Origin of the sequence: Nostoc cycadae WK-1 (genome assembly GCF_002897135.1) — a bacterium.
GTDB lineage: Bacteria > Cyanobacteriota > Cyanobacteriia > Cyanobacteriales > Nostocaceae > Nostoc_B.
On record NZ_DF978421.1, the window covers coordinates 387,527 to 400,096 of the forward strand.

Genomic DNA, 12,570 nt, shown 5'->3' on the forward strand with positions numbered 1-12,570 from the left:
TACAGCCTACCCAATACATTGGAGGTTTTGATGGTATTCATATCACCTGGTGTCAAATTTGATTTGGATTTGGTCAAAAAATATGACACAGCAGCACCAAGATACACCAGTTATCCACCTGCGACAGAGTTAAATGAAGCATTTACGACAGCTGATTTTCATGCGGCGATCGCCGCTTCCAATCAAAGAAAATCTCCGCTATCATTTTATTTCCACATCCCTTTTTGCCAAAGTGCTTGTTATTTCTGTGGCTGTAATACAGTAATTTCCAACAACAAGAATATTGCCAAACCTTATCTAGAACATTTAGCTCAAGAAATCAGGAATATGTCTACCTTGATTTCTCCAGATAGAAAAGTATTGCAAATGCACTGGGGTGGTGGTACACCCAATTACTTAGACCTTGACCAAGTAGAATTTCTCTGGAAAAAGATTACACAACATTTTGAGTTTGACCCCCAAGCAGAAATTTCCATTGAAATTAGTCCCCGCTATGTGGATAAAGAATATATTTTCTTTCTGCGGGAACTAGGATTTAATCGTGTTAGTTTTGGCATTCAAGACTTTAATAACGAAGTACAAGTAGCAGTCAATCGCATCCAGCCAGAAGAATTATTATTCAATGTCATGGACTGGATTAAAGCAGCCAAGTTTGACAGCGTAAATGTCGATTTAATTTATGGTTTACCTTATCAAACTCTCCAGACATTTCGAGAGACAATCAAAAAGACAGTTGCTCTAGATCCTGATCGAATTGTGGTGTTTAACTTTGCTTATGTGCCTTGGTTAAAACCAGCGCAAAAAAATATCCCGCAAGAGGCTTTACCTAAACCCCAAGAAAAGTTAGAAATTTTGGAAATGACCATTGAAGAATTAACCAATAGCGAGTATTTATTTATTGGTATGGATCATTTTGCCAAACCTAACGATGAATTAGCGATCGCCCAACGAAATCGCACCCTCCAGCGCAACTTTCAAGGCTACACTACCCACGCAGGTACAGATTTATTTGGGTTTGGTGCAACATCAATTAGTATGTTAAACGATGCCTATGTCCAAAACCACAAACAATTGAAAGATTATTATCAGGCAGTTGCTAACAATGTTTTACCTGTTAGTAAAGGTATCAAACTAACTCAAGATGATATTATCCGCCGAGATGTGATCATGTGCATTATGTCGCACTTTCAGTTGTATAAACAAGATATTGCCGAGAAATATCACATCAATTTTGATCAATATTTCTCTCAAGAACTAGAAGCATTGCAACCATTAGCAGCAGATGGACTGATTAAATTATCTGCCCATTACATTCAAATTACAGATATAGGCAGATTATTAGTGAGAAACATTGCTGTTGTTTTTGATGCTCATAATCAAAAGCAAGACAAGCAATTCTCCCGGACAATTTAACAAATAATTGTAATGATTTCAGCAAAAGTTTAGGAGTCAGGGTGTCAAGGTTGGGCTGAATATTATCCCAGACCCATCTATATAGCTTCAGCCTAATATATTAGGAAATTGTTGATTGCTCAAAGCCATAATAACGGCTAGATTTATACTCAGCATTCAGCACTTTGCTAAAATTTTAGTTTTGGTATCCTGTGTAAGTCCTAAGAATAAAACAGTACTATCTTATATTCTCTGCATATAGCTAAGATTTAAAAACTAAAATTTATCTAAAATATATGAATACTCAATTAGATTTAATCAAAATACTGATGTTGCATATATCAGGATATTTTTATCTATAAATCGGTAGATCAACTCCTATCTATCTTTTGACTTTACAAGTTACCTCATCTGGGAGAAACGCCAAGAAATCAATGTTGTTAATCTGGTTACAGATGAGATTTTGAGGTCGTTATGAATATTATTGCTTGGATAATATTAGGTCTTTTAGCTGGTGCGATCGCCAAAGCCATTTACCCAGGTTATCAAGGTGGTGGAATTCTTTCCACAATGATTTTAGGTATTGTTGGTGCTTTCCTTGGTGGAAGTTTATATACTTTGTTACAAACGGGTACTTTGCAGTTGACAGCCACAAGTTTTAGTCTACCCGGTTTATTTATTGCAGTCATTGGTGCAATCATTGCTATTTACTTGTGGGGACTGCTGCGAAGAAGCAGTAATGCGTAAATTACTGTGCATATCCCATTATTAAATATAGAGTGTATTTGGTAATTATGCCAATAACACTCTTTACAAATATGAAGCACGGTTACTCATTAGTTGAAACCATAATGTACCTACTGTAGAAAGCTAGTTTTCCGTAAACGCCACACTAATCATATTATTGGCAGTACCAGAAATTATCTAGAAGAGCAGTGCAGAACTATAAACTGCCACGGCAATAGATGTATTTATTGTCCACTATTTTTTGTTGAAAATAATCAAAGAGGCATTGCATGTTTTTTCATAAAAAAGAGCCAATTCATTCTGTCAATATTAGTGAACCCAATCCTCGATTTGCTCAGTTGCTTCTTGAGCAATTTGGTGGTGCAACTGGAGAACTAACTGCTGCTCTCCAATATTGGGTGCAATCTTTTCATGTGGAAAATGCTGGAATTAAAGATATGTTGCAAGATATTGCCATTGAAGAATTCGGGCATTTAGAGATGGTTGGTAAACTTATCGAGTCTCATACTAAAAATACAGATCAAACAGAGGTTTATAAAAGTACTCTGTTTGCTATTCGTGGTATTGGGCCTCACTTTTTAGATAGCCAAGGAAATTCTTGGACAGCCAGCTATATCAATGAAGGTGGCGATGTAGTTCGTGATTTGAGAGCTAATATTGCAGCTGAAGCTGGCGCTCGCCAAACTTACGAAGAGCTAATTAAATTAGCAACAGATCAAGGTACAAAAAATACTTTGGTACATCTATTAACGCGAGAAATTTCGCATACCCAGATGTTTATGAAAGCTCTCGATTCACTGGGTAAATTGACAGATCCATTTTTTGGTAATATACAACCCGATGAAACGGTGAATATTTACTACAATCTGTCAAGTAATGGCAATGGTCACGATGAGCGCGGCCCTTGGAATTCTGAACCTGCTTTCAAATACATTGCTAACCCTTTAGAAAGCAAAACTAACTAACTTTTCTCTCCTCTTAATTCCTAATTAAACCTCAATGATCATAACTTGAGTCAGTTGGAGTTGCTTCCCTGGCTCAATTTATTGTCAAAAGAAATAAGTTATTATTTCTGCTTTTGTAACTCAGTACTATTCAAGGAAGATTAATTTGTGATTGTTAAGTCTACACAAAATGGTTGGGAAGTGATTTATCACCGCGCCCATGCTTTACTTGCAGCACAACTAGCAGGACAATGGCGACGGAAGAATGCACCACCGCGATTATATGAAACACTCGCCGCAATTTCTCATCATGATGACTTAGAAAAAGAGTGGGAAGAAGATAATCTTACCGCAGCGGGCGCACCAATGGATTTTATGTTGAATCCAGAAATTAATGTTGATAAGTTGGCGAATCTGATTAAAAATGCTCACTATCGCGGACGCTGGGTAACTCTACTAATTTCTAAACATCTGTGTCGGATAAATGAGTCTAAACGAGGTAAATCTCCAGAATTAGACAAATTTTTAGACGAACAAGTAAAAAACCAGAAACATTGGCGGAAAGATTTGGGGATTGAAGAAGATGAAGTGGATGCAGCTTACGCATTTATGCAATGGTGCGATCGCTTATCATTAATTCTCTGTCAGCAAGAACTCCCGGCTGATGAACGATTTTTAGAAATTAGCCAGGGGCCTGATGGTCAACGTTATGACATTATGCAACGCAGTGATTCTTTAGTGACTGTCCAACCTTGGCCATTTGAAGATGAAAAATTTACAGTCAATATCGAAGCTTGTGACTTGTCCCAAGTCACATTTGAAAGTCCATCTCAATTAATTCAAGCACTGCAAAAAGCTCCTATTAAGGTGCTGGAGTGGACTTTTGTGACCGATTAAAACATCCATAAAAATGAAAAAGCGCCTGGGAGTGTTGCCGTGTTTCCACCCCATGCGCTCTTTCTTTTCAACTTGCTCCTCACACACAACTATAAAATAGCATTTGTTTTTTGAATTAGTAAATCTGTTGTGTGACAGTTTTACTTATTGCACAAAGTATGGTATAGTTTTATCCCAAATTAAAAAGCACCTAAGAGTGTTGCCGTGTTTCCACTCTCGGTGCTTTTTAGTTTCAACTTGCTCCTCACACACAACTAGAAGTTATCACTTGTTTTTTCAAATGGCAAGTATATTATGTAACACTTTATGAAGTCTTGATATTAAGACCTACTTTATTGGGCTGCAAAGCATTCAAATTAGATATTTAGATAAGATATAACTCAGGGTGGTTACCCACCATAACCAAAATTCTATGTCTTTAAGACATATTACTGCCAAGGATTAATGCAGTATGTCAAAAATCCAGCGCTCCTATTTGCTGCGTTACTGTGTTTCTGTTTTGTCCGTGTTAATTGCGCTGCTACTAGGCTTAACGCTGGATAGCCTGTTTAAACTAGAAGTCTCGCCACTTTTTTTTGGGGCTGTAGTTTTGAGTAGCTGGTATGGGGGATTAAAGCCTGGTTTATTGGCTACAGTCTTGGCGGTTTTAGTCAATAATTACTTCTTCATTCCGCCCATCTACTCTCTTATACCCAACACCTGGACTAATGTACTCCAGCTAATTGTTTTTAGCTTGATATCGCTATTAATTAGTTCTTTAAATTCAGAATTGCATATTGCTAAACAAAAGTCCCAGGCCAAGCTGGCAAAGCTCACAGTGAGCTATCGCAGTCTATTGGAGACAGCCTACGAAGGTATCTGGATATTTGACCAAGACGGACAAACAGAATATGTGAATTCTCAGTTAGCCCAAATGCTTGGTTATAGTGTAGAGCAGATGCGCGATCGCTCGATTTTTGACTTTCTCGAAAATGATGCTCAAAGCGAAATTCAGCAATGGGTAGAGCAAAATCAGCAACATCATCAGGAGGCTAAACGGCAGTTTGAAGTGCGTTTACACCGCCAAGACGCATCTGAACTATGGGTAATTGTTTCTATTAGCTCCATTCTGAATGAGCAAGGCAAATTTTCTGGGATGGTGGCTATGCTGACTGATATTAGTGAGCGTCAGCATTCCGAGACAATTCTGGCTCAAGAACAAGCAAAGCGCGATCGCGAAAGTCAACTGCTGCGTGCCATGCTAGATATTCTGCCTGTAGGAGTAGTCATCTCTGATGCTAAGGGCAAATTTATCGAAATTAATCCCGCCGTTAAAGCAATATGGGGCGAAAACGCACCATTTTTGGACGATCCCAGTCAATACCATGAATATAAAGGATGGTGGGCAGATACAGGTAAACCGATTGCAGCAGAAGAATGGACACTCGCCAGGGTTTTAGCTACAGGTGAGACAATTATTGGTGAAGAAATTGATATTGAAAGCTTTGATGGTCAGCGCAAAACCATTCTCAATTCTGTTGTACCGATCCGAGATGAAACCGGAGCCATTATTAATGCAGTAGCTGTCAATGTAGATATTACAGAACGCAAGCAGGCTGAAGCAAAATTGCGTCAAAGTGAAGCAACGGCCAAAGCGCGGGCTGAAGAACTTGAAACCATCATGGAAACTGTACCCGCCGCAGTTTGGATTGCTCACGATCCCCAATGTCATCAGATGACAGTCAACCGTAGTGCTTATAAATTGATGCGCCTACAACCAGGCTCAATCATGACAGCAACTCCCGCTAGTGGAGAATATACTTTCCCATTTAAAATTCAAAAAAATGGTCAAGATGTTCCCCTCAACGAATTACCAATGCAGCAAGCTGGTTTGACTGGTCAGGAGATGGAGGGAGAATTTGAATTTGTTTTTGATGAAGGTGATGTGCAATATATTTACGGTAAAGCCGCACCTTTGCGCGATCAGTCTGGGACTATCAGGGGTGTACTTGGAGCCTTCCTAGATATAACTGAGCGCAAGCAAGCCGAAGAAGTATTACGACAAAAGCAAGAATGGTTAGATTTAGCCCAAGCAGTTGGTAAAATTGGCAGCTTTGAGTGGAACATTCCCACTAACGATAATATTTGGTCAAAGGAATTAGAAGCAATCTATGGTTTACAGCCCGGTGAGTTTGGTGGAACTTACGAAGATTGGAAAAAATGGGTTCATCCCGATGATTTAGCTAAAGCACATACAGATATTGTCAATTCCTTAAAATCAGGCGAGTTTTTCACCGACTTTCGCGTAATTTGGCGAGATGGTAGCATTCATTGGCTTCATGCTAGAGCCAAAGTTTACTACGATCGCGAAGGTAAACCTTTACGTATGGTGGGCGTGAATGTTGATATTAGCGATCGCAAACAAGCTGAAGAAGCATTACGGCAAAGTGAGTCGAGGCTGCGACAGTTATTAGAGTCAAGTATCATCGGCATTATTGAAGCCGAGCCAGACAAAATTACCTTTGCCAATGATGCCTTTTTACAGATGCTCGGTTACACCCAAGCAGATTTATTAGCAGGTAACTTGGGTTGGCAAGATATGACTCCACCAGAATATAGTGAATTGGATCAAGCTAAAGTAGAAGAAGTATTTGTATCTGGTGTCTGTACTCCATTTGAGAAAGAATATATCCGCAAAGATGGCTCCCGTGTACCAATTTTATTAGGTGCAACTTTATTAACGCGCAATCCATTTAAATGGGTTTGCTTTGTGCTGGATTTAAGCCAACGTAAGCAAGCAGAAACAGCGTTGCAAGAAAGTCAGAATCGTCTGAATTTGGCTTTAGAAGCCGCTGATATGGGTACTTGGGACTGGAACATCGTTACTGGAGAAATTCACTGGTCTACTAATTTAGAACGCATCTTTGGCATAATGCCTAGGACTTTTGATGGCAGATATGAAACATTTGCTGCCATGCTTCATCCAGATGATGTGACTTTAGTAGAACAGGCAATTCATCGTGCTATTTACGAAAGAGAAGAATACAATCTTGAATGTCGATTTATTAAACCTGATGGTCAAATTCGGTGGGCAATTGTCAGAGGTTGTGTATTTTATGACCAAACAGGCAAGCCAATCCGCATGGTGGGTGTTGATTTAGATATTACCAATCGTAAACAAGCCGAAGCCGCATTACGGCAAAGCGAATTGATGTTTCGTACCTTAGCGGACACAATGGCACAAATGTTTTGGATTACCAAACCAGATGGCTACCATGAATATTTTAATCGCCGCTGGTATGACTACACAGGTAAAACCCTCAAACAAGCCCAAGGAGAAGGCTGGTTGGATATTTTACATCCCGATGATGTGCAGAATACGATCAACACCTGGCAAGATTGCTTGCAGACTGGGAAAAAGTATGAAATTGAATTTCGTCTGCGTCGTGCTGTTGATGGCGAATATCGCTGGCATTTAGGATTAGCATTTCCATTACGAAATCAAGATGGGCAGATCATCAAATGGTTTGGTTCATGTACGGATATTCATGAACAGAAGTTGGTGGTTGAAGAACGGGCGCAAGCATTAGAAAGAGAGCGTACAGCCCGAATAGAACTCGAAAGAGCTAATCGGATGAAAGACGACTTTTTAGCAATTGTCTCCCATGAATTGCGATCGCCCCTTAATCCCATTCTCGGTTGGGCAAAACTACTCAAGAGTCGCAGATTAGATGCAGCCAAGACAACCCAAGCTCTAGAAACTATTGAGCGCAATGCCAAATTACAAGCGCGGTTAATCGAAGATTTACTGGATGTGTCGCGGATTCTGCGGGGTAAGCTCAGTTTAAATCTCTGTACAGTTGACTTAGTAACTACGATTGAATCTGCATTAGAAACTGTACGTCTAGCCGCTGAAACCAAATCAATTCACCTGCACACTGAGTTTGCTGTTGGTGAAGTGAAAGTTGAAGGCGACCCCAACCGCTTACAGCAAATTATTTGGAACTTACTCACAAATGCCGTCAAGTTTACACCAGAAGGCGGACGGGTACAACTACAACTAGAAAAAGTTGGCAATTTTGCCCAAATTCAAGTTACTGATACAGGTAAAGGTATTAGTGCAGAGTTTCTCCCATTCGTTTTTGACCGCTTCCGCCAAGCCGATGAGGTTACAACTAGGAAGTTTGGTGGACTAGGACTAGGATTAGCAATTGTGCGTCATCTTGTAGAACTCCACGGTGGTTCTGTGCAAGTCACCAGTCCCGGAGAGAATTTAGGTGCAACCTTTACCGTAAAGTTACCTTTGATGGCTGCGACTACGGAAATATTGACAGAATATCCTTTAATTGAAAATACACCTAATCTTCAAGGTGTCCAAATAGTTATTGTTGATGATGATGTTGATACTTTAAATTTACTAACTTTTATTTTGGAACAGTATGGTGCTAGAGTCCAAGCGGTAAACTCAGCCCAAGAAGCACTGCAAGCGATCGCTCAAACCCAACCAAATTTACTACTAAGCGATATTGGTATGCCCACAATGGATGGCTATATGCTAATTGAGCAGGTGAGAAGTACAACTTCAGCTAGTACTTTACCTGCGATCGCTTTAACTGCTTTTGCTGGTGAAGCTAACTCCCAAAAGATTATTTCCGCAGGCTTTCAGCAACATCTTACCAAGCCTATCGAACCCGCAGAATTAGCAGCAGTAATTGCTAATATCATTCGCATAAGCAAGAATGATAAATAATAAAAAACGCCTGGGAGTGTTGCCGTGTTTCCACCCCAGACGCTTTTTAGTTTCAACTTGCTCCTCACACAACTAGAGAATAACACTATAGTTAAAGAAGGGCAAGTGTTATTAGTGACAGTTTTACAACTGCACTATCTAGATTCAATTAGCACCCAAAATTTTGGGTTGTGGCTGGGTGTGGCGCTATATTCCAAAACTCTTACATCCAATCTCCACCCTTGTACGTCAATCCCAATTAGTGTAAAAAGTGACGTACTCCTGTCAACACCATCACCAAACCTAATTCGTTAGCAGCTTTGATGGAATCTTGATCACGCAAACTACCACCCGGTTGGACAATGGCGGTTATCCCGGCGGCGGCGGCGGCTCTGATAGTATCATCAAAGGGGAAAAATCCATCACTGGCGAGTATTGCGCCTTGAGCTTTATCACCAGCTTGTTCTAGAGCGATTTTCGCGGAACCAACACGGTTCATTTGCCCAGCACCAACACCTAGAGTAGTGCGATCGCTTGTGACTACAATGGCATTAGATTTAACATGTTTGCAGACTTTCCACGCAAACAGTAATTCTGCTAACTCATCAGCAGTAGGTTGGCGTTCTGTCACCACTTGCCATTTACTCGTATCAGCCACAATATCATCCGCAGCTTGCACTAAGAAACCACCTGCAATTTGTTTGACTAAAGTTTTCGGGCCACTACTTAGATCGGCTAATGTCAAAACTCGCACGTTAGTTTTCTTCGAGAGAATTTTTTGCGCTTCTGCATCACAGTCAGGCGCAACCACACATTCTAAGAAAGTTTTAGTTAATTCGCTGGCTGTCGCTGCATCAATGGGACGGTTTAAAGCCACAATTCCCCCAAAAGCCGAAGTCGAATCGGCATTAAAAGCTTTTTGGTAAGCTTCAACAATGGTATTTCCCAAAGCTGTACCGCAGGGATTGGTATGTTTAATAATTGTCGCGGCTGGCGTGTCGGTAAACTCGGCAATAATGCGGCGGGCGGCTTCTAAGTCAACTAAGTTATTGTAACTGAGTTCCTTACCTTGCAATTTCTTGGCGGCTGCCCATCCTGTGGGTGTAGCGCCAGTTTGATACCAAGCGGCGGGTTGATGGGGATTCTCGCCATAACGCAGAGATTGTAACTCAGTACCGCTGACTGTATGCTGTTGTGTACCTGCGAGGTAAGAGGCGATCGCGCTATCATAACTCGCTGTGTGTAAAAATCCTTTCAAGGCTGCTTGTTGGCGAAATTCTAAGGAAGCTACTCCGTTATTGTGCCGTAACTCTTGCAGATATTCATCATACTGCGCTGGGTCACATAATACCGTCAAATGAGCGAAATTTTTCGATGATGCCCTTAACATAGCCGGGCCACCAATATCAATTTGTTCCACAGCTTCCGCTAAAGTCACCCCTGGTTTAGCAATAGTCTCCTCAAACGGATAAAGATTCACCACTACCAAATCAATCGGGCGAATTTGGTTATTTTCTAAATCTGTAATATCTTGAGGTACATCCCGCCGTGCCAAAATTCCACCATGAATGCGTGGATGTAGCGTTTTCACCCGTCCACCTAAAATCTCCGGTGAACCTGTGTAATCAGAAACCTTAGTCACGGGTATTCCTGCATCCTTGAGGGCTTTGGCTGTTCCGCCACTGCTGATGATATCAAAGCCAAATTCTTCTACCAAGCTACGGGCTAGGTCAATTAAACCAGTTTTATTAGATACACTCAGCAGTGCTAGACGCGCCATGTCTCAATTCCTCAGATGCGGATGCCAAAGACCCCAATTTTTGCATAACCCTTGGTTCACTTCAAGACCATGAGGAAGAATTCAATATCCTTTGTGCGACTCTAGCAATAATGCCTAGCAAGATGATATCTAGGAGTTACGCATTGACAAAGTGGCAAAAGAGTGGATTGATCAAAAGTATCATCCACTGACTAGGTATCGGACAATCAGAGAAATCAGCAAACCCTCCACAGCACAATGCAATCTGGAACATTACACGCTGTTTTTGCTATCATATCTAGCAGATGAAGAATCTCTACAGAAAATAACTAGAAGCGAATTTGTGGCAATTCATGATACCCATTGGGGAATTGAAAGTTTTCACAGAGCTATCAAACAAGTATGCGGGATTTGTCGATTCATGGTGAGAGATAGCCAAGCGATTAAAACACACATATTCTGTTCACTTCAAGCATTTGTTCGTTTAGAAAAAATGCGCTCTGAAAACATAATTTCTCATTGGTATGAACTGCAAAGGAACTTATTCACTTTAGTTTTGCGTGATTACATTGTAGAAAATCTTACGAATAATTGTGTTGCTTATTACACATGAATGAGATTTTTTGTCAATGCGTAACTCCTAATATCTATCTCCTGCTACTCTTTTATGGGATATCCAAAATACTAAACCTTTTTGAGATAGCTAATTCTCTATTTATTCATGACTAGTTTAAGCGATAGCGCTGATTTCGATAGCCCGTGGAAAGAAATTCTCGCAGCATACTTTCCCCAAGCTATGCAGTTCTTTTTTCCAGAAACGGCTGCATTAATTGACTGGGAACGCCCCTATGAATTTCTTAATAAAGAATTTCAACAAATTACCCGTGAAGCCGAACAAGGCAAACGTTTCGCTGATCAATTAGTGAAAGTTTGGCAACTTCAAGGTGAAGAACTATGGTTATTAATTCATGTAGAAATTCAAGCACAAAAAGAAGATAACTTTAGTAAGCGGATGTTTACTTACAATTTTCGCATATTTGATCGCTTTGATAAACCAGCCATCAGCTTGGCAATTCTATGTGATCCCAATTACGAATGGCGACCGAGTAACTACAGTTACGATTATCCCAATACTCGCTTAAATTTTGAATTTGGCATGGTTAAACTTTTAGATTATGAAAATAGTTGGTACGAGTTAGAAAATAACAGTAATCCATTTGCGACAGTAGTCATGGCGCATTTGAAAACTCAGCAGACTCGCTCATCACCCACAGAACGCAAAGTTTGGAAATTTAACTTGATTCGGAGGTTATACGATTTAGGTTTAGAACAGCAAGATATTCGCAACCTATATCGATTCATAGATTGGGTTATGATTTTACCAAAACCATTGGAAAATCAGTTTTGGGAAGAGTTTAAACAATTTGAGCAGGAACGGACTATGAGATACATAACTACAGGTGAGCGCATCGGTTATGAACGAGGAGTAATAGAAGGAGAACAAGCCATTATTTTGAAAATGCTCAAAAGAAAAGTAGGTGAGTTATCATCAGATATTCAACAGCGCATCCACTCTCTTTCGGTCAATCAATTAGAATCTCTTAGCGAAGCTTTGTTAGATTTCGATACTATAGCAGATTTATTGAACTGGTTAGAAACAAACTAAGTAGCTTTATAAACTGCTAACACCAATGTGGGATATCATACCCGTTTGAATACTTAATATAACTCTAGGTGTTGTTAATAGGTAATTGTGTTGTACCCATTACCTATTAGTGCTGACCTTCAACCTCTTTTCTAACATTTCCTGTTCACGTTTTGCTTCTTCTTCAGCCTTTCTGACCTCATAGGCATCATCAGAAATATTTAGTTGTTTATTAACTTCCAACCAAAATCCGATATCTTTCGCATATATACCTTTTTTCGTCAGGCTATCAATAAATTCTTGACCACAAACTTGAATAGCACTTTTCTTCAATGCTAGTAAGTTAGTTGAGGCTTCAAAATTTCTTTTGTGCATTTTAGTTTATATAAAAATTAAAACCCAAATTAACGGATAACTAACAAGGATTAATTTCCTTGAATACAGAACTTCATATTTTGCTTAATAGTTCTTAAATAAA

Annotated in this window: 8 protein-coding genes and 1 pseudogene; 7 read left to right on the forward strand and 2 right to left on the reverse strand. The window is 39.9% G+C overall.

Annotated features, from left to right (window positions below):
- Positions 1-30: 30 nt before the first annotated feature.
- From hemN to NCWK1_RS01600, 5 genes are all read left to right on the forward strand, one after another.
- On the forward strand, positions 31-1,413 hold the full coding sequence (hemN, locus tag NCWK1_RS01580; protein WP_096581961.1) for an oxygen-independent coproporphyrinogen III oxidase: 1,383 nt from the start codon (positions 31-33) through the stop codon (positions 1,411-1,413).
- Positions 1,414-1,866: 453 nt separating this feature from the next.
- Positions 1,867-2,139 carry a GlsB/YeaQ/YmgE family stress response membrane protein gene (locus NCWK1_RS01585; protein WP_015116091.1) on the forward strand — a complete coding sequence of 91 codons (273 nt, stop codon included), beginning with the start codon at positions 1,867-1,869 and terminating at the stop codon, positions 2,137-2,139.
- A 269-nt stretch (positions 2,140-2,408) separates the two neighbouring features.
- On the forward strand, positions 2,409-3,104 hold the full coding sequence (locus NCWK1_RS01590) for a manganese catalase family protein (RefSeq protein ID WP_096581959.1): 696 nt from the start codon (positions 2,409-2,411) through the stop codon (positions 3,102-3,104).
- A 147-nt stretch (positions 3,105-3,251) separates the two neighbouring features.
- Complete coding sequence (locus tag NCWK1_RS01595; RefSeq protein ID WP_096581957.1) at positions 3,252-3,980, forward strand: DUF3891 family protein; 729 nt, start codon at positions 3,252-3,254, stop codon at positions 3,978-3,980.
- A 451-nt stretch (positions 3,981-4,431) separates the two neighbouring features.
- Positions 4,432-8,709 (forward strand): PAS domain S-box protein, encoded by a 4,278-nt coding sequence (locus NCWK1_RS01600; protein WP_103123474.1) that lies wholly within the window; start codon positions 4,432-4,434, stop codon positions 8,707-8,709.
- A 238-nt stretch (positions 8,710-8,947) separates the two neighbouring features.
- On the opposite strand, the gene purH is transcribed toward NCWK1_RS01600, so the two are convergent.
- Complete coding sequence (purH, locus tag NCWK1_RS01605; protein ID WP_103123475.1) at positions 8,948-10,468, reverse strand: bifunctional phosphoribosylaminoimidazolecarboxamide formyltransferase/IMP cyclohydrolase; 1,521 nt, start codon at positions 10,466-10,468, stop codon at positions 8,948-8,950.
- A gap of 250 nt (positions 10,469-10,718) precedes the next feature.
- On the opposite strand from purH, the pseudogene NCWK1_RS01610 reads away from it, so the two are divergent.
- Positions 10,719-11,060: pseudogene (locus NCWK1_RS01610) on the forward strand (IS701 family transposase); the annotation flags it as partial.
- A gap of 108 nt (positions 11,061-11,168) precedes the next feature.
- Positions 11,169-12,113, forward strand: coding sequence for a DUF4351 domain-containing protein (locus NCWK1_RS01615; protein ID WP_103123476.1), 945 nt, complete (start codon positions 11,169-11,171; stop codon positions 12,111-12,113).
- A 99-nt stretch (positions 12,114-12,212) separates the two neighbouring features.
- Here the strand turns inward: NCWK1_RS01615 and NCWK1_RS01620 are convergent, their stop codons facing one another.
- Positions 12,213-12,467: a hypothetical protein gene (locus NCWK1_RS01620; RefSeq protein WP_096581949.1), complete on the reverse strand. Its 255-nt coding sequence runs from the start codon at positions 12,465-12,467 to the stop codon at positions 12,213-12,215.
- Positions 12,468-12,570: the final 103 nt, after the last annotated feature.